The sequence below is a fragment of the Pseudomonas sp. MM213 genome (assembly GCF_020423045.1).
Taxonomy (GTDB): Bacteria; Pseudomonadota; Gammaproteobacteria; order Pseudomonadales; family Pseudomonadaceae; genus Aquipseudomonas; species Aquipseudomonas migulae.
In genome coordinates this window covers 6,086,388-6,106,516 of sequence record NZ_CP081943.1, presented here as the reverse complement: position 1 = coordinate 6,106,516, position 20,129 = coordinate 6,086,388, and the positions used below count along the sequence as shown (strand labels likewise).

The 20,129-nt window shown below is 60.5% G+C and carries 18 protein-coding genes; 10 read left to right on the top strand and 8 right to left on the bottom strand.

What is annotated here, in order from left to right; all coding sequences use genetic code 11:
- Window positions 1-348: 348 nt before the first annotated feature.
- The gene (locus tag K5R88_RS27775) at window positions 349-654 is read right to left on the bottom strand and encodes a DUF2288 domain-containing protein (RefSeq protein WP_223415777.1); all 306 of its coding nucleotides are present in this window, start codon (window positions 652-654) and stop codon (window positions 349-351) included.
- Between the two features lie 340 nt (window positions 655-994).
- On the opposite strand from K5R88_RS27775, the gene K5R88_RS27770 reads away from it, so the two are divergent.
- From K5R88_RS27770 to K5R88_RS27750, 5 genes are all read left to right on the top strand, one after another.
- The gene (locus K5R88_RS27770; protein ID WP_223437626.1) at window positions 995-2,122 is read left to right on the top strand and encodes a branched-chain amino acid ABC transporter substrate-binding protein; all 1,128 of its coding nucleotides are present in this window, start codon (window positions 995-997) and stop codon (window positions 2,120-2,122) included.
- Between the two features lie 232 nt (window positions 2,123-2,354).
- The gene (gene livH / locus K5R88_RS27765) at window positions 2,355-3,278 is read left to right on the top strand and encodes a high-affinity branched-chain amino acid ABC transporter permease LivH (protein ID WP_008034378.1); all 924 of its coding nucleotides are present in this window, start codon (window positions 2,355-2,357) and stop codon (window positions 3,276-3,278) included.
- A complete protein-coding gene (locus K5R88_RS27760) occupies window positions 3,275-4,531 on the top strand; it encodes a high-affinity branched-chain amino acid ABC transporter permease LivM (protein WP_008034379.1) in 1,257 nt (418 codons plus the stop codon). Before livH ends, K5R88_RS27760 begins: the two co-directional genes overlap by 4 nt.
- A complete protein-coding gene (gene livG, locus K5R88_RS27755; RefSeq protein WP_008034380.1) occupies window positions 4,528-5,295 on the top strand; it encodes a high-affinity branched-chain amino acid ABC transporter ATP-binding protein LivG in 768 nt (255 codons plus the stop codon). Before K5R88_RS27760 ends, livG begins: the two co-directional genes overlap by 4 nt.
- Complete coding sequence (locus tag K5R88_RS27750; RefSeq protein ID WP_008034381.1) at window positions 5,296-5,997, top strand: ABC transporter ATP-binding protein; 702 nt, start codon at window positions 5,296-5,298, stop codon at window positions 5,995-5,997. It begins immediately after the preceding gene.
- A gap of 185 nt (window positions 5,998-6,182) precedes the next feature.
- On the opposite strand, the gene K5R88_RS27745 is transcribed toward K5R88_RS27750, so the two are convergent.
- The gene (locus tag K5R88_RS27745) at window positions 6,183-7,091 is read right to left on the bottom strand and encodes a LysR family transcriptional regulator (protein WP_192228639.1); all 909 of its coding nucleotides are present in this window, start codon (window positions 7,089-7,091) and stop codon (window positions 6,183-6,185) included.
- Window positions 7,092-7,196: 105 nt separating this feature from the next.
- On the opposite strand from K5R88_RS27745, the gene K5R88_RS27740 reads away from it, so the two are divergent.
- The 3 genes from K5R88_RS27740 (at window position 7,197) to K5R88_RS27730 (ending at window position 10,318) form a co-directional block, all read left to right on the top strand.
- On the top strand, window positions 7,197-7,796 hold the full coding sequence (locus K5R88_RS27740) for a short chain dehydrogenase (RefSeq protein ID WP_008034386.1): 600 nt from the start codon (window positions 7,197-7,199) through the stop codon (window positions 7,794-7,796).
- 159 nt (window positions 7,797-7,955) lie between these two features.
- Complete coding sequence (locus K5R88_RS27735) at window positions 7,956-8,609, top strand: COG3650 family protein (protein WP_226298736.1); 654 nt, start codon at window positions 7,956-7,958, stop codon at window positions 8,607-8,609.
- A 95-nt stretch (window positions 8,610-8,704) separates the two neighbouring features.
- Window positions 8,705-10,318, top strand: a complete 1,614-nt coding sequence (locus K5R88_RS27730) for an NAD(P)/FAD-dependent oxidoreductase (protein ID WP_192228637.1) — start codon at window positions 8,705-8,707, stop codon at window positions 10,316-10,318.
- Between the two features lie 137 nt (window positions 10,319-10,455).
- Here K5R88_RS27730 and K5R88_RS27725 read toward each other — a convergent pair whose 3' ends face one another.
- The gene (locus K5R88_RS27725; protein WP_177318900.1) at window positions 10,456-11,553 is read right to left on the bottom strand and encodes a PLP-dependent cysteine synthase family protein; all 1,098 of its coding nucleotides are present in this window, start codon (window positions 11,551-11,553) and stop codon (window positions 10,456-10,458) included.
- A 235-nt stretch (window positions 11,554-11,788) separates the two neighbouring features.
- Between K5R88_RS27725 and nhaA the strand changes: the two genes are divergently transcribed.
- Window positions 11,789-12,970 (top strand): Na+/H+ antiporter NhaA, encoded by a 1,182-nt coding sequence (gene nhaA / locus K5R88_RS27720; RefSeq protein ID WP_226298735.1) that lies wholly within the window; start codon window positions 11,789-11,791, stop codon window positions 12,968-12,970.
- Window positions 12,971-13,502: 532 nt separating this feature from the next.
- Here the strand turns inward: nhaA and K5R88_RS27715 are convergent.
- Window positions 13,503-13,967 carry a glycine zipper 2TM domain-containing protein gene (locus K5R88_RS27715; RefSeq protein ID WP_223453236.1) on the bottom strand — a complete coding sequence of 155 codons (465 nt, stop codon included), beginning with the start codon at window positions 13,965-13,967 and terminating at the stop codon, window positions 13,503-13,505.
- A gap of 168 nt (window positions 13,968-14,135) precedes the next feature.
- Between K5R88_RS27715 and K5R88_RS27710 the strand changes: the two genes are divergently transcribed.
- Window positions 14,136-14,372, top strand: coding sequence for a hypothetical protein (locus tag K5R88_RS27710; protein ID WP_008040840.1), 237 nt, complete (start codon window positions 14,136-14,138; stop codon window positions 14,370-14,372).
- 5 nt (window positions 14,373-14,377) lie between these two features.
- Here K5R88_RS27710 and pdxH read toward each other — a convergent pair whose 3' ends face one another.
- The 4 genes from pdxH to K5R88_RS27690 all read right to left on the bottom strand — a co-directional run bounded on the left by pdxH (window position 14,378) and on the right by K5R88_RS27690 (window position 20,039).
- On the bottom strand, window positions 14,378-15,025 hold the full coding sequence (pdxH, locus tag K5R88_RS27705; RefSeq protein ID WP_008031656.1) for a pyridoxamine 5'-phosphate oxidase: 648 nt from the start codon (window positions 15,023-15,025) through the stop codon (window positions 14,378-14,380).
- Between the two features lie 24 nt (window positions 15,026-15,049).
- The gene (locus K5R88_RS27700; protein ID WP_226298734.1) at window positions 15,050-16,039 is read right to left on the bottom strand and encodes an OmpA family protein; all 990 of its coding nucleotides are present in this window, start codon (window positions 16,037-16,039) and stop codon (window positions 15,050-15,052) included.
- Between the two features lie 114 nt (window positions 16,040-16,153).
- Window positions 16,154-17,299, bottom strand: coding sequence for an EstA family serine hydrolase (locus tag K5R88_RS27695; protein WP_008040837.1), 1,146 nt, complete (start codon window positions 17,297-17,299; stop codon window positions 16,154-16,156).
- Between the two features lie 229 nt (window positions 17,300-17,528).
- Window positions 17,529-20,039 (bottom strand): beta-agarase, encoded by a 2,511-nt coding sequence (locus tag K5R88_RS27690; RefSeq protein WP_226298733.1) that lies wholly within the window; start codon window positions 20,037-20,039, stop codon window positions 17,529-17,531.
- Between the last annotated feature and the right edge of the window lie 90 nt (window positions 20,040-20,129).

Sequence of the window (20,129 nt, the reverse complement as noted above, 5' to 3'; positions counted from 1 at the left end):
GGTATGCCGAGCCATGGCGAGGCACCGGACGAAAGGGGCAAGAGCCCTTGGTTACTTGGGGCTTTTCCAAGTGACTCGCCGTAAGGGCGAAACCATTAGCAGCCGTTACCGCAGTAATGGATATGTACACAACCCACAAACCACAACTCCCAGTCTGAATAGCCCCCCAAATCCAACATCCAGAAACAATTAAGCAGCCCATCGGCTGCTCAATAAACTGTGCCCGTTACGTTTACGTCACCGTTATGCCAACTCCGCCTGTGGCCTTTCTCTACGGCAACATGCCATCACGCTACTCGGCTACACACTTTTCCCCGGCGAAGCGATGCACTCATTCGGTGCGCAACTTCACTTCGTCGCCCTTTCCTGGATCAGAATCCACGGCGAAACCACCACTGCCCACAGCTGCGGATCACGTTCGAAAAGATCCAGCGCCCGCGTTTCAGACAGCTTGGCGACCGTGTCGGCGGCCAGCCAGGCAGCCACTTTCTCGCCCTCGTCGGTGGCCACGGCCTCGGCAACGGCGATCAAATCCAGACCGGGATCGACCCACAATAGGGCACCCTTGGCGAAGAAGGGCTCCAGCTCCTTCCAGGTAATAGATGCGGTTTCACCAAGCAGCTTGGCATAGAGGGTGCTAGGTTCTTGAGTCATGGGTCCTGTCCGGAAAAGAAATCGACGTGGATGATAACGTCGGTGGTCAGGCAGAAAAACCCGGATGCAATTGAGTTACCGATTGAAAACTGCAGGAAAGCCAAGGATTGCTGAGAATTCAGCTACAACCCCCGCCGCAATTCTGTCTTTTTCTTTCAAAAAAGCGACACCCTCAGGTTTTGCCCCCCGGCGCTGCCTTCCCAGGCTAACAATCGGCGCTCTACACTGTACCGGTACAGTTGCCGGGGGCATTTTCCGGAGGATATTCGAAGATATCTGACCCGGTTCTGCTGCTACGGCGCCAGGACTATAAAAACTACAACAGTAAGAGTGGAGCACTATGACTAAGGCTACTAAGCAGATTTCCAAACTGTTTGCCGCTATGGTTCTGGCCGGGGTTGCCAGCCATTCGTTCGCAGCTGACACCATCAAGATCGGCATCGCCGGCCCTAAAACCGGTCCTGTAGCCCAATACGGCGACATGCAGTTCAGTGGCGCCAAAATGGCCATCGAACAGATCAACGCCAAGGGCGGCGTAGACGGCAAGAAACTCGAAGCCGTTGAATACGATGACGCCTGTGATCCAAAACAAGCTGTGGCTGTCGCGAACAAGGTCGTCAACGACGGCGTCAAGTTCGTAGTCGGTCACCTGTGCTCCAGCTCCACTCAACCAGCTTCGGACATCTACGAAGACGAAGGCGTGATCATGATCACCCCGGCTGCCACCAGCCCGGACATCACCAATCGCGGTTACAAAATGATCTTCCGTACTATCGGTCTGGACAGCGCCCAGGGCCCTGCCGCCGGTAACTACATTGCCGACTTCGTAAAACCGAAGATCGTTGCTGTCCTGCACGACAAACAGCAATACGGTGAAGGCATCGCCAGCGCCGTGAAGAAAACCCTGGAAGGCAAAGGCGTCAAGGTTGCCGTGTTCGAAGGCATCAACGCCGGCGACAAAGACTTCTCTTCGATGGTCTCCAAGCTCAAGCAAGCCAACGTCGACTTCGTCTACTACGGCGGCTACCACCCGGAGCTGGGTCTGATCCTGCGTCAATCCCAGGAAAAAGGCCTGAAAGCCAAGTTCATGGGTCCGGAAGGCGTGGGTAACGACTCCATTTCGCAGATCGCCAAGGAAGCTTCCGAAGGCCTGCTGGTGACCCTGCCGAAATCCTTCGACCAGGATCCTGCCAACATCGCCCTGGCTGACGCGTTCAAAGCGAAGAAAGAAGACCCGAGCGGTCCGTTCGTGTTCCCGGCCTACTCGGCGGTGACCGTAATTGCCGACGGTATCAAGGCTGCCAAGTCCGAAGACTCCGCCAAAGTGGCTGAAGCCATCCACAAAGGCACCTTCAAGACCCCTACCGGCGACCTGAGCTTCGACGAGAAGGGCGACCTGAAAGACTTCAAATTTGTGGTTTACGAGTGGCACTTCGGCAAACCAAAAACTGAAGCCAAGCCTCAGTAAGGCGTTGCCTGACTGACTGCCAATAAAGCCCACGGCGTGCCGTGGGCTTTGTTTTACGAACGTATTGGGCCGCGCTGGCGTGATCCGCCAGTCTCCCCACCTGAAAATCTCAAAACCGTCATCAGCGGTTCGCTGGCAAACCTCGCGTTCGAAGTGGATGCAGATCCACGGGGCTCGAGCGGGAAAATGACTCCACCAGTGAAATGCGTATCAGGTTTTTAGGAGCGCTGTAATGCCTGACATCTATCACTTCTTCCAACAGCTGGTTAATGGTCTGACCATTGGCAGCACGTATGCCCTGATCGCCATCGGCTATACGATGGTTTACGGCATCATTGGAATGATCAACTTCGCCCACGGCGAGGTGTACATGATCGGTTCCTACGTGGCGTTCATCGCCATTGCGGGCCTGTCCATGATGGGACTCGACAGTGTTCCGCTGTTGATGACCGCCGCTTTCCTCGCGACCATCGTCGTGACCAGTGCCTACGGTTACAGCATCGAACGGATTGCCTACCGCCCCTTGCGCGGCAGCAACCGTCTGATCCCGCTGATTTCCGCCATCGGCATGTCGATCTTCCTGCAGAACACGGTTCTGCTGGCGCAAGACTCCAAGGACAAATCCATCCCCAACCTGATCCCCGGCAACTTCGCCATCGGGCCAGGTGGCGCACATGAAGTGCTGATTTCCTACATGCAAATCGTGGTGTTCGTGGTGACCCTGATCGCCATGCTCGGCCTGACGCTGTTCATCTCCCGCTCTCGCCTGGGTCGCGCCTGCCGCGCCTGTGCCGAAGACATCAAGATGGCCAACCTGCTGGGTATCAACACCAACAACATCATCGCCCTGACCTTCGTCATCGGTGCCGCACTGGCGGCCATCGCGGCCGTGCTGCTGAGCATGCAATATGGCGTGATCAACCCGAACGCCGGTTTCCTGGTCGGCCTCAAGGCCTTCACCGCAGCGGTACTGGGCGGTATCGGCAGCATCCCCGGCGCCATGCTCGGCGGGATCGTGCTTGGGGTGGCGGAAGCCTTCGGTGCCGATATCTTCGGCGACCAGTACAAGGACGTCGTGGCGTTCGGCCTATTGGTTCTGGTGTTGTTGTTCCGGCCTACCGGCCTGTTGGGCCGTCCGGAGGTTGAAAAAGTATGACTAGGAATCTTAAACAGGCGTTGTTCAGCGCCTTGCTGGTGTGGGCCGTTGCCTACCCGGTACTCGGTCTGAAGCTGACCATTGTCGGCATCAACCTCGAAGTCCATGGCACCAGCACTGCAACGCTGATCACCATCGCCGTGTGCTCGGTACTGATGTTCCTGCGGGTGCTGTTCGACCAGCAGATCAGCTCGGCCTGGAAATCCTCGCCCAACCTGCCGGTGATGCCGGCCAAGGCCAGTAATTTCCTGACCCTGCCGACCACCCAACGCTGGATCATCATCGCGCTGATCGTCGGCGCGCTGGTCTGGCCGTTCTTCGGTTCTCGCGGTGCGGTGGATATCGCCACGCTGGTGCTGATCTACGTGATGCTCGGCCTGGGCCTGAACATCGTGGTCGGCCTGGCTGGCCTGCTCGACCTCGGTTACGTCGGTTTCTATGCCGTCGGCGCCTACAGCTACGCGCTGCTGTCGCACTACTACGGCTTGAGCTTCTGGATCTGCCTGCCGATCGCCGGCCTGATGGCGGCCACTTTCGGCTTCCTGCTCGGTTTCCCGGTCCTGCGTCTGCGCGGTGACTATCTGGCGATCGTGACCCTGGGCTTCGGTGAAATCATCCGTCTGTTCCTGCGTAACCTGACCGACATCACCGGTGGTCCGAACGGCATCAGCAACATCGAGAAACCGACGTTCTTCGGTCTGACTTTCGAACGTAAGGCGGCTGAAGGCCTGCAGACGTTCCACGAGTACTTCGGCCTGGAATACAACTCGATCAACAAGGTGATCTTTCTTTACCTGGTCGCGCTGTTCCTCGCGCTGTTTGCACTGTTCGTAATCAACCGCTTGCTGCGCATGCCCCTGGGCCGCGCCTGGGAAGCGTTGCGTGAAGACGAAATCGCCTGCCGTGCACTGGGCCTGAACCCGACGATCATCAAGCTCTCGGCTTTCACCCTCGGCGCGTGCTTCGCCGGTTTCGCCGGCAGCTTCTTCGCCGCGCGTCAGGGCCTGGTGACACCGGAGTCCTTCACCTTCATCGAGTCGGCGACCATCCTCGCCATCGTGGTGCTGGGTGGCATGGGCTCGCAGCTGGGTGTCGTACTCGCCGCCACGGTGATGATCCTGTTGCCGGAAATGATGCGTGAGTTCAGTGAATACCGCATGTTGATGTTCGGCGCCTTGATGGTGCTGATGATGATCTGGCGTCCTCAAGGTCTGCTGCCCATGCAACGCCCTCACATGGAGCTGCGCAAATGAGCCGCGAGATCCTTAAAGTCGAAAACCTGAGCATGCGCTTCGGCGGCTTGCTGGCCGTCAATGGCGTAGCCCTGAGCGTGAAAGAGAAACAGGTCGTGGCACTGATCGGCCCCAACGGCGCCGGCAAGACCACCGTGTTCAACTGCCTGACCGGTTTCTACAAGCCGAGCGGCGGCAGCATCATGCTGGACGGCGAGCCGATCGAAGGCCTGCCCGGCCACAAGATCGCCCTCAAAGGCGTGGTGCGCACCTTCCAGAACGTGCGGCTGTTCAAGGACATGACAGCGGTCGAGAACCTCTTGATCGCCCAGCACCGTCACCTGAACACCAACTTCCTGGCGGGCCTGTTCAAGACCCCGGGCTTCCGCAAAAGCGAACGCGAAGCCATGGAGTTCGCCGAGTACTGGCTGGACAAGGTCAACCTCAAGGCGTTTGCCAACCGTCCGGCCGGCACCCTGGCCTACGGTCAGCAACGTCGCCTGGAAATCGCCCGTTGCATGATGACCCGTCCGCGGATCCTCATGCTCGACGAACCGGCTGCCGGCCTGAACCCGAAGGAAACCGAGGATCTCAAGGCGCTGATCAGCATGCTGCGTGAAGAGCACAACGTCACCGTGCTGCTGATCGAACATGACATGAAACTGGTCATGAGCATTTCCGACCACATCGTCGTGATCAACCAGGGCACGCCTCTGGCCGACGGTACGCCGGAACAGATCCGCGACAATCCTGAAGTGATCAAAGCCTACCTGGGGGAAGCGTAAATGCTGCAATTCGAAAACGTTTCCACCTTCTACGGCAAGATCCAGGCGCTGCACAGCGTCAACGTCGAAGTCCGTCAGGGCGAGATCGTGACCCTGATCGGTGCCAACGGCGCCGGCAAGTCGACCCTGCTGATGACCCTCTGCGGTTCGCCGCAAGCCCACAGCGGCAGCATCCGCTACATGGGCGAAGAGCTCGTCGGCCAGAGTTCGTCGCAGATCATGCGCAAGAGCATCGCCGTCGTGCCGGAAGGTCGTCGGGTGTTTGCTCGCCTGACCGTAGAAGAAAACCTCTCCATGGGTGGCTTCTTCACTGAAAAGGGCGATTACCAGGAACAGATGGACAAGGTCCTCGGACTTTTCCCACGCCTGAAAGAGCGTTTCAATCAGCGCGGCGGCACCATGTCCGGCGGCGAACAGCAAATGCTCGCCATCGGCCGTGCGCTGATGAGCAAGCCCAAGCTGCTGCTGCTCGACGAGCCTTCGCTGGGTCTGGCGCCGATCATCATCCAGCAGATCTTCGACATCATCGAACAGCTGCGCAAGGATGGCGTGACGGTGTTCCTGGTCGAGCAGAACGCCAACCAGGCGCTGAAAATCGCTGACCGCGCGTACGTTCTGGAGAACGGCCGCGTGGTGATGCAAGGCACCGGTGAAGCACTGCTGACCGACCCGAAAGTGCGCGAAGCGTACCTCGGTGGTTAAGCGTTTGCGGTAAACAAAAAAACGGCCTTCGGGCCGTTTTTTTGTGCCAGGCACAACCCCGAGAACAATGAATAACCCTTGTAGGAGCCGGCTTGCTGGCGATAGCGGTATTACATTCAACAGAGATGCTGACTGATACACCGCTATCGCCAGCAAGCCGGCTCCTACAGGGTTTTGCATGATCATTAGAGCCTGTCCAACGCCTCCCCACTGCGCTTGAACCAGCCAATCAAGTAATCCGCCAGCACCTGCGTGCGCTTGGGCAACCCACCCTGATACGGATGCACCAAATACATCGGCATGCGACGCGTCTGATAATCGCGCAGGAGCCAGCGCAAACGGCCGTCAGCCAATTCCGCCTGCAACAGGTAGGACGGCAGACGCGCAATGCCGGCGCCCGCCAGCGCCGCTTTCTTCAGAAGGCTGTAATGATTGCTGGCGAACGGCCCCGACACACGCACACGCAATAATTCGTGCTGCTGGTGATACAGCCATTCTTCGCGGCCGCTGTAGTGGCTGTTGAGCAAACATTGGTGCTCAGCCAGCGACTGCGGGGTCAGCGGTTCGCCGTGTCGCTCAAGGTAAGCCGGGCTGGCGCAGGTCAGTTCGTGCCAGGCCAACAGCGGTCGCGCCACCAGACGTTCGTCATTGCCGACGTCGGATCGAACCGCCAGATCAAAACCGTCGCGGGACAAGTCACGGTAATTGTTGCTGAGGTCGAGCTCAATCTGCACCTGCGGGTACTTGTGGGAAAACTCCAGCAGCAAGCCATCGAAGAAGGTTTCTCCCAACGACACCGGAACCGTCATACGCACCGGCCCTGCCATATCGTCCTTCAACCGCGCCAATGCCTGACGCGCCCTTTCCACTTGCACCACCAGCGCCTGGGCTTGCGGCAACAGCGCCGCCCCCGCCGCCGTCAGGCTCAGGCGGCGGGTGGTGCGTTGCAGCAGCACCACGGAAAACCGCGTCTCCAACAGGCTGATGCGCTTGGACAACTGGCCTTTGCTGCACCCCAGTTGCTGCGCCGCCAAGGTGAAACTGCCCGCTTCAATCAGCACTGCAAACGCCGCCAGATCATCCATCTCGCTCATGGATTGTTTCCATTAGAAAACCAAAGGTTGCCTATTAGCGCGCTTATCCGCAGAAAAAACCACTCTAGACTGAAGCCACTTTCAACACACATGAGGATAAACAACATGAAAATTCTTTTGATTGGCGCAGGCGGCACGATTGGTTCGGCGATCGACAAGGAGTTGTCCGAGCGTCACGAGGTCATCCGCATCGGTCGCAACAGCGGCGACTTCCAAGTGGATATCAGCGACAGCGCCTCGATTCGCAAACTGTTCGAACAGACCGGCAAGTTCGACGCACTGGTTTGCGCGGCGGGCAACGTGACCTTCGCACCACTGAACGAAATGACCGCCGACAGTTTCACCCTCGGCCTGAACGACAAGCTGATGGGCCAGGTCAACCTGCTGCTGATCGGTCGCGAATTCGCCAATGACGGCGCATCGTTCACCTTCACCACCGGCGTGCTCAGCCACGACCCGATCCGCAGCGGTGCTTCGGCCGCACTGGTCAACGGTGCCATCGACAGCTTCGTGCGTGCCGCCGCGATCGAACTGCCGCGCGGCCTGCGGGTGAACTCGGTGAGCCCGAATGTCCTGGTTGAAGCCATGGGCAAATACGCGCCGTACTTCCGCGGCTTCAAACCGGTTCCGGCTGTCGATGTGGCACTGGCCTACGCCAAAAGCGTAGAAGGCCTGCAAACCGGTCAGACCTTTCACGTCGGCTGAACAACACAATCCGTAGGAGCACGGCTTGCCGGCGAAGGCGTCCGTAAGATCGCCTTCGCCAGCAAGCTGTGCTCCTACAGGTGGACCAACACACCTCGGCGGGGTTGTGATGAACGGTCAGGCTGCGTAACGTGGCGGCTCTTGTCTGGAGAGCCAAAGATGCGTGTTGCCCGTTCCTTAGTCCTTGTTGCCGTGCTTCCACTGTTCGCGGCCTGTCAGTTGTTCGATGGCCCGCGTGAAAGTGCCTCCCACGTGGGCCAGACCCGAATGCAGGGTCTGTTGACGGCAGCCGATGGCAAGCTGTTGTTCCAGCCGTGCAATGAGCAGCGCAGTTTCGTGGTCAACGACACCGGCGGCACCAGCGTCCTGCAAGAGGCCGCAGGCCTCGCCGATGCGAAGGGCAAGCTGTTCGCTGACGTTCGCGGGCGGATCGTCGACAGCCGCCTCGATCTGGAGCAGTTGTACCGCGTCGAGCGCTCGGGCACCGCCTGCGGCGATCCGAATTTCAAACCGTTGATCCTGCGCGCCGCCGGCCACGGGCCCGAGTGGAACGTCAAGGTCAGTGGCAAAGGCATGGTCGTCGACCGTGCGGGCCAACCGCCCCTGGCCGTCCCTTATGTTGAAGAGCAACTGGGCGATGGCCGCTTCAACCTCAGCACCGAAGCCAATAGCCAGCACATCGAACTGTGGGTCGCGCCGCAACGTTGCGTCGACAGCAGCACCGGCAGTGTTCAACACATGAGCGCCGAACTGCGCATTGATGGCCAGGTTCAGCGTGGTTGCGGGTATTTCGGCGGATCGCGCGACGACTGATCGTTTAAGCCTCACGGGACTCGGCTTTTGGGGCTTATAATCGCCGCCTTCAAACGCCTTGGCGCAGTTGTGCGCCCCGCGAACCGGATCCCGTCATGTTACGAATCACTGAACTCAAGCTGCCGATCGACCATCCCGAAGAAGACCTGCGCCCTGCTATCGTGCAGCGCCTGGGCATCGCCAGCGATGACCTGCTCGATTTCACCTTGTTCAAGCGCAGCTACGATGCGCGCAAAAAATCCTCCGAACTGTGCTTCATCTACACCATCGACCTCACCGCGAAGGATGAGGCGGCGTTGCTGCACAAATTCGCCGATGACCGTAACGTCAACGTAGCGCCGGATGTCAGCTACAAAGTGGTCGGCCAGGCGCCGGCCGATCTGCAGCAACGCCCGGTTGTCGTAGGTTTCGGGCCGTGCGGGATTTTCGCCGGGCTGCTGCTCGCGCAAATGGGCTTCAAGCCGATCATCCTCGAGCGCGGCACCGAAGTGCGCCAGCGCACCAAGGACACCTGGGGCCTGTGGCGTAAAAGCGTGCTCAACCCCGAGTCCAACGTGCAATTTGGTGAAGGCGGCGCGGGGACTTTCTCCGACGGCAAGCTCTACAGCCAGATCAAGGACCCGAAATTCATCGGGCGCAAAGTCCTGCATGAGTTCGTCAAAGCCGGTGCGCCGGAAGAAATCCTCTACGTCAGCAAACCGCACATCGGTACGTTCCGTCTGACGGGCGTTGTGGAAAACATGCGCGAGCAGATCCGTGCACTGGGCGGCGAAGTACGCTTCCAGCAGCGCGTCACCGACGTGTTGATCGAGGACGGTCAATTGGTTGGCGTCGAGCTCAACGGCGGCGAACAGATCCATTCGAAGCACGTGATTCTGGCCCTCGGCCACAGCGCCCGTGACACCTTCCGCATGCTCCACGGTCGTGGCGTGTTCATGGAAGCCAAGCCGTTTTCGGTGGGTTTCCGTATCGAACACCCGCAGTCGCTGATCGACCGCGCGCGCCTGGGCAAGTACGCCGGCCACCCGAAACTGGGTGCCGCCGACTACAAACTGGTGCACCACGCCAAGAACGGTCGCTCGGTCTACAGCTTCTGCATGTGCCCGGGCGGCACGGTGGTCGCGGCGACCTCCGAGCCGAATCGCGTCGTGACCAACGGCATGAGCCAGTACTCGCGTAACGAGCGCAACGCCAACTCAGGGATCGTCGTCGGGATCACCCCGGAAGTCGATTATCCGGGCGGCCCGCTGGCCGGTATCGAGTTGCAGGAGCGCCTGGAATCCCACGCCTTTGTGCTGGGTGGCAGCAACTACGAAGCGCCGGCACAGCTGGTGGGCGATTTCATCGCGGGCAAACCGTCCACCGAGCTGGGCAGCGTTGAACCGTCCTACAAGCCCGGTGTTGCGCTGGGTGATTTGGCGTTGGCCTTGCCGGCATTCGCCATCGAAGCCATTCGCGAAGCCTTGCCGGCGTTCGAGAAGCAGATTCGCGGCTACTCGCTGCATGATGCGGTGTTGACCGGGATCGAGACGCGCACGTCGTCACCGTTGCGGATCACCCGTAACGAGTCGATGCAGAGCCTCAACGTCAAGGGCTTGTTCCCGGCGGGTGAAGGCGCGGGTTATGCGGGCGGGATTCTGTCGGCAGGTGTCGACGGCATTCGCATCGCCGAAGCCGTGGCTCGCGACATCCTCGGCCTGGAAGCCTGACCTGCATTCCCTGGAATAAATGCAAAACCCTGTAGGAGCGAGGCTTGCCCGCGAAGAACGATAACGCGGACATTCAGACAGACCGCGTTATCGTTCTTCGCGGGCAAGCCTCGCTCCTACAGGGGCGTCGTTAGCCGTTAGATGTTGGCGCGCAGCACGGTCGCTGGAAGCGGCTCGCCGCGCTCGACACTCGCGGCCACCGCCGCCATCAACCCACTCAACTCATACCCCTGCGCCTTGAGCCAGGCCTGATCGTAATAACTGGTCTCATAGCGCTCGCCGCCATCGCACAGAATCGCCACGATCGACCCCGTTTCCCCCGCCGCCACCATCTGTTGCGCCGCCATCAACGCACCAATCAGATTGGTCCCGCTCGACCCGCCCACCCGACGTCCCAAACGCTGCGCCAGGTAATGCATGGCCGCCAGTGACAGATCGTCCGGCACCTTGACCATCGCATCGATCACCTTTGGCAGAAACGACGCCTCGACCCGTGGCCGACCGATGCCCTCGATCCGCGAACCGTGATCCAGGCGAAGGCTGGCATCGCCAGTCAGGTAGTAATCGAAAAACACCGAGCGTTCGGCATCGGCGCACAGCACGCGAGTGCAATGCTGGCGATAACGCACGTATCGCCCAAGGGTCGCCGTGGTGCCGCCGGTGCCGGGGCTGGAAATCAGCCAGCTCGGCTCCGGGTGCTGTTCAAAACGCATCTGATGGAAGATCGATTCGGCGATGTTGTTGTTCGCCCGCCAGTCGGTGGCGCGTTCGGCGTAGGTGAACTGATCGATGAAGTGCCCGTCGTGCTCGCGCGCCAGGCGCTCGGATTCGGCATAGATCTGCGTCGGATCATCCACCAAATGGCTCTTGCCACCGTAGAACTCGATCTGCGCGATCTTCTCTTTGGAGGTGGTGGCCGGCATCACGGCAATAAACGGCAGGCCGAGCAAACGGGCGAAGTACGCCTCGGAAATCGCCGTCGAACCGCTGGACGCTTCGATCACTGGCGCGCCGGGTTTAAGCCAGCCGTTACACAGCGCGTAGAGGAACAACGAACGCGCCAGGCGATGTTTCAGGCTGCCGGTGGGATGGCTCGACTCATCCTTGAAATACAACTCGATGCCCGGCAACCCCGGCAGCGGCAAGGGGATCAGGTGGGTGTCGGCGCTGCGCTGGAAGTCCGCTTCGATGATCCGGATCGCTTCCCGGGCCCACTGTCGGTTGTCGCTCATGATGGTTTTCTCGTTGAGTCGGCCTTGGCACAAGGCTCAGCCCACAAGCTTAGGAAAAATCCGACATCGCGCACAGATACAGCTGAGGTTCAATACGTCCGGCAACTGCTAGGCTCAGGTCCGTGTCGCCTTTCGTGCTGTAACGGCATATAACAAAAAAGAATATAACTTTTGTTTTAACAACTAACGGTACGGGTTAGGGTGTGCCACCTTTTTGATTACTCGATGGAGAGCGACCTTGCCTCTGCGTAGCACTTTCACGCGTTTCTTTCAGTTGGAAGCTGCCAGCGGTCTGTTGTTGATCGCCGCAGCAGCCCTGGCTTTGATCATCAACAACTCCCCGTTGTCGTGGCTCTACAGCAGCTTTCTGGAAACCCCGGTGGTGGCTCAGGTCGGCGCGTTGCAAATCGCCAAACCGGCACTGCTGTGGATCAACGACGGCCTGATGGCCCTGTTCTTCCTGCTGATCGGCCTGGAAGTAAAGCGCGAAGTCCTCGACGGTCAGCTGTCGAAGCCTTCACAGGTGGTCCTGCCCGGCGCCGCGGCGATTGGCGGCATGGTCGTGCCCGCGTTGGTCTACTGGTTCTTCAACCGTGACAATCCCGCTGCACTCGGTGGCTGGGCCATTCCGATGGCGACTGACATCGCCTTCGCCCTCGGCGTCCTCGCCCTGCTGGGCAAGCGTGTGCCGGTGTCGCTGAAACTGTTCCTGATGACCCTGGCGATCATCGACGACCTCGGCGCGATCATCGTCATTGCGATCTTCTATTCCGGCGCACTGTCGACCCTGTCCCTGGCGTTGGCCGCGGCCTGCATCGTCGCGCTGATCGCGATGAACCGGCTCGGCGTGGTCAAGCTCGGGCCGTACATGATCATCGGTTTGATCCTGTGGGTATGCGTACTCAAAAGCGGTGTCCACGCCACGCTGGCCGGCGTAACCCTGGCCTTCTGCATTCCACTGCGCACCAAAAACGCCGAGCCGTCGCCGCTGCTGACGCTGGAACACGCCCTGCACCCGTGGGTGGCCTACGGCATCCTGCCGCTGTTCGCCTTCGCCAACGCCGGCCTGTCCCTGAGCGGCGTGACCGTCGAAAGCTTCACCCATCACGTGCCGATGGGCATCGCAATCGGCCTGCTGCTGGGCAAGACACTTGGCGTGTTCGGCCTGACCTGGCTCGCGGTAAAAACCGGCATCGCCGCCCTGCCCCAAGGCGCCAATTGGGGCCAGGTGCTGGGGGTTGCGATCCTCTGCGGGATTGGTTTCACCATGAGTTTGTTTGTCGGTTCCCTGGCGTTTGAACCGGGCGTCAGTGAGTACGCCGGGATGGACCGTATGGGGATTTTGACCGGGTCGATATTGGCAGCGTTGGTTGGATATGCGGTGACGGCGGCGGCGAGTCGCAAGCAAGGCGAGCGCTAATCCTGAATGGTTGTGGTGGCATCGCTCGCACATTAACCCTGTAGGAGCCGGCTTGCTGGCGATGGCGGTGGGTCAATCAACCTGTTTATTGACTGGACGGACGCCATCGCCGGCAAGCCGGCTCCTACAGGGAATCCCATACGCTTTTGATTCTCACCACTCAGCAGGCCGAGCGTTAGCTCGCCTTCAGCTTTTGATCTGAGCGCCCCCTCGAGAGGCCGAGCGCAGGTTCTGCGCAGTGGGCAACCCGGCATGGATGCCGGGTTAGCCGCGCACGGCCAAGGATGGCCGATCGCGGCGGGCCCACGGAGCAGGACCGGAGCGAGGGCATGGCGAGCATTAGCGAGCCACCGAACGAAAGGGGCAAAAGCGCTTGGTTACTTGGCGCTTCTCCAAGTGACTCGCCGTAAGGGCGAAACCGATGGAAGCCGTTACCGCAGAAACGGATATCCCCCCAATCCAAAACCCCGCCTCAAAAAAAAACCCCAACCAGCTCACGCTGATCGGGGTTTTCTTTTACCCGCTTTCCCGCTTAGTGCGTAACGCGGCTCGTACCATCTACAGTAGCAATCCGCACCCGCTCACCCACACGGAACACTTCATTCTCCTGAACCTGCTGCACATAGGCACGCATGCTGCCGTCGTCTTCACGAACGGTGATTTCCACACCTTGGGTGCGGGTCAGGCCTTCTTCAGTGGCCGAGCCGATCAGCCCGCCAGCCACGGCGCCGATGACTGCAGCGACGATGCTGCCTTTACCACCGCCGATGGCGCTGCCGCCAACACCACCGACCGCCGCACCGGCGAGGCCGCCGATCGGGGTCTTGGTGCCTTCGATTTTCACCGGACGCAGGGATTCGATGGTGCCCATGCGAACGGTCTGCACACGACGCGCTTCGTCACGGGAATAGGAGTCACCGGTCAAGCTCGATTGGCAGCCAGTGAGCAACATTGCCATCGTGGAAAAGGAAGCAACCAGCAGAACAGACTTACGCATAACATCAACTCCAAAGGACAGGTAACCATTAAACTCCGCAGCTTGACGCGTGTCACGACGTCGCCCGGATAAAATTGGTTTGATTCAGGCCCGGTACAGGGACCTCCACGAACTCATCAAACAGTAGCGGCAAATGACGAGATCTGCGCCGCTGCCCCAAGGATTTTCATGGATTACTTCATCATTGTCGTCACCACGGTCGCCGGCCTGTACTTCCATGGGTGGTTGTACGTACGGATCAAACGCTGGATGGACCGCGATATGGCGCTAGCCCTGGCGGGGAGCGATGAGCAGAAAAGAGCCTACATGCTCCAGCAACTGGCGAACGCCCAAGCGCAGAAGATCAAGCGTCGGGACCTGCCGCAGTGGCTGGAGGCCGCTGCGGCAGGTTATCCCGGTCGGTAGACTGCTCAGGGCGCCAGACGTTCAAGAATCCAGTCGGCGCCTTGTAAACGATAGTTGAGGCGATCGTGCAGGCGGCTCGAACGGCCCTGCCAGAATTCGATGCGCTCAGGCAGCAGACGATAACCGCCCCAGTGCTCAGGGCAATGAGGCTGCGTATCGCTGAAACGTTGCTCGGTGTTCTTGAGCAACGCTTCCAGTTCGGCACGATCGGCGATCACGCGACTTTGCGGTGAAGCCCAGGCGCCAAGGCGACTGCCCAGCGGCCGGACCTGGAAGTAGGCATCGGACTCCTCAGGCGTGACCTTCACCACCCGACCTTCTACACGGACCTGACGCTCAAGGGCCGGCCAGAAAAACGTCATGGCCGCGAATGGGTTCGCGGTCAGATGCTGGCCCTTGGCGCTGTCGTAGTTGGTGAAGAAGGTGAAGCCCTGCGCATCCAGGCCCTTGAGCAGCAAAATGCGGCAATGCGGCCGACCGTCCTGGTCGACGGTGGCCAGGGTCATGGCGTTGGCTTCCACCGGCGGCTGCTCGGTTTTCACCGCGTCGGCAAACCACTGATGGAACAGCGCGAACGGCTCGGCCGGGGCTTGTGCCTCGGTCAGGCCGTCTCGGGTGTAGTCGCGACGCATATCAGCCAGGCCCTGGGTCATGGCGCATTCCTTTTGGTTAACGAATCACTTTTTCACAGGATCGGCGACAACGACTTTTTTGTCAGCTGCCGCGGCTTTGGCCGGCGCGGTTTTCTTGGCCGGTGTCGCGGTTTTAGCCGGAGCCTTCTTGGCGGCGGCTTTCTTGGCCGGCGCTTTTTTCGTGGCAGGTACAGCGGCTTTCTTCGCGGCCGGTGCCGGGGTGACCGGCTTGGCCACTGGCTTGACGTCCTGGGCAGCGACCAGTTTCACCGGTGCAGGGGCTGGCATGTTGTACTTGCTCAACAGCGCAACCATGGTGTTTTGCGGAGTCACCAGCAGTTCGACGCGACGGTTCAAGGCACGGCCTTCAACGCTGTCGTTGGCCGCACGCGGGGCTTCACCACCCATGCCGCGCAGCATCAGGCGATCACGCTGCAGACCGCTGAGGCGGAAAATCGCCGCCACGGCTTGTGCGCGTTCCTGGCTCAGTTTCACGTTGGCCGGTGCGGCGCCCGAGGTGTCGCTGTGACCCAATACCAGCACGGCGGTCTTCGGATCGACTTCAAGGATTTTCGCCACGCGAGTGAACGGGCCGAGGGTCACCGGCAGCAGCATGGCCGGACGGTCGGGGTTGAACGAACCTTCTACCGGCGCGGTGACCACCAGCACGTTTTCACGGCGCTCGAGTTGCAGGTTACTGTCCTTGATCGCGGTGCGCAGGCGCGGTTCGTAATCGTCGAGCCAGGCCTGAGTGACTTTAGGGTCAGGCATCGGCACGACTTTGGCCGTGCTCTGCTCTTTGCCGCCGAACGGCCACCACCATTTGCCACCGGCGTCGGCTTCAGCCTTGGCAGCCGGGGCCACCTCGGCAGGCTTCACAGGTGCCGGCGCGGGAGCCGGCTCTTTCGCCGCGACTTTGTCGGAGGAACCGAACGGCCACCAGCTGCTGCCATCCGAATCATTTTTTGGTGTCTGCGCACAACCGGTAACAGCGACACACAGGGCCAAAGCGAGGGTGGTTTTATTGAGTGACATTGGAAATCCACAAAAAGGAAGTCATAAAAATTCAGGCCGGCATGACCCGGATAAACAGACGGTTGGAAAACATAAAGGCCTTCGGGTTCCGGCCCTGGAACCCTTCAGCGCGTTTTACAGACAAGTGGCCAGTACCCGCGCGAGCTTTTGCGCGCGCGGATCCATCAAGACGTAAGGCCCCAGTGTATTTGTCACAAAACCGAAGGCGACATCGTATTCAGGGTCAGCAAAACCGATGGAGCCGCCAGCGCCCGGGTGGCCGAACGCACGTGGGCCGAGGCCGTAGGTGGCGTTCGGGACATCCGGTTGATCGAGCATGCAACCCAGGCCGAAACGGGTCCGGGTCAGTAAAGTCTTGTCTTCGCCGAGGCTGTGTTCGCGGGTCAGCTCATCGAGCATCTCGCTTTCCAGCAGGCTGCCGTCGAGCAGCCCGGCATAGAACCCGGCCAGGCTGCGGGCATTGCCGTGGCCGTTGGCCGCCGGTTGTTGCATGCGCCGCCATTCCGGTTTGTTGGTGCTGGTCAGGACCGACGGCGGGTTAGTAAAGGCCCGCGTGGTCATGGCCGTCGGTTCGCGCATCGTCACTTGCAGCAGGCGCTGGGCCGCGGCATCGCCGACGTTGCCCTTGCCACGGGCGATGTGCGCCACGCGATGGAATTCTTCATCCGCCAGACCGACGTGAAAATCCAGGCCCAACGGTTTGGCCACGCGGGCCACAATGGACTCGCCCGGCCCACGCCCGTCTGCACGGCGCAGCAATTCGCCGACCAGCCAGCCATAGGTGATCGCGGCATAACCGTGACCGGTGCCCGGCGTCCACCAAGGCGATTCGGCGGCCAGCGCATCGACCATGGTTTGCCAGTCGTAAAGCGCTTCCGGAGCCAGCAACTCGCGCAACGCCGGCAAACCAGCCTGATGGCAGAGCAGTTGACGCAGGGTGACGGATTCCTTGCCCGCGGCAGCGAATTCGGGCCAATAGCGGGCAACCGGGGCATCCAGTTGCAGCTTGCCTTCGGCGACCAGTTGCAGGGCGGTGACGGCGGTGAAGGTCTTGGTGCAGGAAAACAGGTTGGCGATGGTGTCGCTGTGCCAGGCCTCATGGCCATCCTTGTCGGCGGTGCCGGACCAGAGGTCGAGAACGGTTTCGCCGCCAACCTGGATGCACAACGCTGCGCCACGCTCCTGGGGATCGTCGAACAACGCCGCGAACGCTTCGCGAACCGCTTCGAACTTAAGCTCGTAATGACCCTGAATCTGCACCCGCTACTCCCTCGGACAAACGTTCTACAAAGTGGCCGGCATTGTTCCAGCCATTGATGGTTTTGGGAACAGGGTTGGGCCGGGCGGTCGGATTGCCGATCTATTGGATCTGGAATTCATGGTGTTTTTGAGGACGCCTTCGCGGGCAAGCCTCGCTCCTACAGGAGCACCGCCGAACCTGTAGGAGCGAGGCTTGCCCGCGAAGAACGATAACGCAGTAGATCAGGCCTTAATGACCATTCCCCGAATGCCCACCCGCCTGCCCGGCGCCCTTCCCCGGGCCCTTGCCGGCTTCAGCTTTTCGCCCGCCTTCGGCATCGTGACTGGCTTTATCCGCTTCAGCCTTGGCCTTCTCGGCCTCTTTGCCCAACTGATCAACGGCCGCCAGGTTGCTCTTGCGCACGCTGTCGACGAAGCCCTGAAACGGCAGATCGGTAATGCCGACCAAACCAAAGTGCCCGTTTTCACCGTCCAACAGACGACCGGTCACTGGTTGATCGAGGTACTGGAACCAGTGCACGCCGACAATCGACGGCTCGCTCAGTGCCTGTTTGAGGAAATTGGCGTAAGCCGGGCCACGATCCTCTTCCTTCGCCAGTTGCGTCACGCCGCCCCAGAACGGGCCGCGATCGGCCGAGCCGAAGTTGAATTCGGTGATCAGCACCGGTTTGTCCAGGCTGCGCAATTTGGCGAAGTCGTAACCGTCTTGCGGTTGCAGGGTGTACATGTTGAAGCTCAGCACATCGCAATACTGTGCACAGGATTCGACGGCTTCCGGGGTGCTGATGGCGAAACGGCCGCCCAGCAGCAGCTGATTCGGTGCGTGCCACTTGAGCGAGTCGGAAATGGTTTTGAAGTACGTGTCAGCGAAGACCTTCTGGAAGTATTTGAAGTCGGCTTCGATTTCCGGGTACTCAGCACTTGGCAGCGGCGGCACGAAGCCCGGGTCTTCCATCAATTCCCAGGCCGGCAAGTCGATGCCCCAGGCTTTGGACAGGCCTGCCTGATTGCGGTACTTGTCGCGCAGTTGCTTGAGGAACGCGCGTTTGGCCGGCACGTCGGTGGTCATTTTCAAGGTGCCGTAGGCCAGCGCGTAGCGGGCTTTCGGGTCGTCACCAGGACCGGCCCAGGCCAGTTCGTTGTCGGCGAAGTAACCGATCAGCCAAGGGTCGTCTCGATGATCGCGGGCGGCGATGGCCACGGCGCGCTCGGTGGCCATGGCGAAACGCGGGTCGAACGGGTCAGGCATGCCGCCCCACCAGTCGGTGCCGGTGCTGATGCTGGCGTAATCGCCGACGATCGACAGCGGCAAGGTGTAGGGCACGCGGTCCGCGTTGCCCAGCTCCGGGGCGCTCCAGTTGCCGATGGTGTTGAAGCCCCAGGCTTGCAGGCGATCCAGGGTGTGGCTGGCCCAGCGTTGTTCATCAATCACGGCGGTGCAAGGTTCGGCGGGTTTCTGCTCGACCGCTTTCGCGACGGTCGCTTCCTCTGCGCCGGCCTTGGCGGCTTCGGCAACACCGGCTTCGACCGTGGAAGGAACGACGGGTTGTTCAGCGGTCTTCTCGACCGTCGCCTCAACCGCGTCGGCCTTGGCCGCTTCGGCAACACCGGCCTTGGTGTCGCTGCCCGGTGTGCAAGGGGCGCCATACAGACGCTGCAGGTTCGCGCCATAGAAATCGTACCAGCGCCCGGCGTTGTAGCCTCGGCCCTGATCGACGCCATTGCCACCCCGGTTGTCGCCTTCGCCAAAGTGACTGGCCAGCGGTTCCTCGGGTTTAGGCAGCGATTCGAACATCCACTCGCGACCGGCGATGTAAGTCTGGTTGACGTCCGGGGTCACGGTGTTGACCCCGAGCGAATAAAACGGATGGCCTTCCGGGGTCACCAGATACCAGCGACCGTCACGTTTCTCGCTGCGGAAAAAACCGCTGGCCTTGAACGTCGGGCCTTTTATCCAGCCACCGAACTTGTCCAGCGACGACTTCTCGCGCTCGGCCAGCCAGGTTTTGGTTTGTTGCTGTTCCTTGGCGGCGGCGCTTTTCAGTTGCTCGTCGCTGCCGACCTTCTCCGGCCATTTGGTCCGGGTCGACTGACCGAAAGCGTCCACCAGGCCGCCATAAACGGCTTGGGTGACGGCCTCGCCTTCCTGCACGCCAAAGCGTTCCAGCAGGATACTTTGCGCGACTTTCGGCTGATCCATCGACAACGTCACCGACACCACCTGGCTGCGATCCAGCTCACCGGCGCTGCTGGCCAACAGGATGCGTTGACCGTCGACAGTCATCGGCATCGGCGGACCGGCCTTCATGCCCAGGCTCAGCGGCGAGCTCGGCTGCAACGGCACCAGCAGCGTCTGCGCAGGGCCGGCCGGCAGATCGACGCGGCTGATCAGCGTCTTGCCGTCGTTGCTCTGGATTTTCACGTAGAGGGTCACGGCCCAGTTCATTGCGCTTTGAATACGCAGGCTCATCACGCCGGACTGCGACCAGTCCCAGGCCCCGGTTTGCGGGGTCAGGCGCAGGGTTGGCTGGGCCACCGGGTTGAACGTCACCCGGCGCAGCACTTCGCCTTCGGCCGTTTGCTCTGCATTGGATTGCGGCAGGCTGGCGTCCTGAGTCGCCACCTGGACCACGTCGGCGGGGCGCACAAAGTTGAACAGCGTCTGCTGGCCTGCGGGAGCGGCGAGCAAAGGCGTGGTGAACAACAAGGCAAAAACAGCAGGCAACGAACGGCGAATCATGAGAACGAAAATCTCCCTAACGACCAACAATGGCCAGTGGAAAAGCGATGGCAGAGAGATAGACAACGCGGTGGGCAGATTTGCCCACCG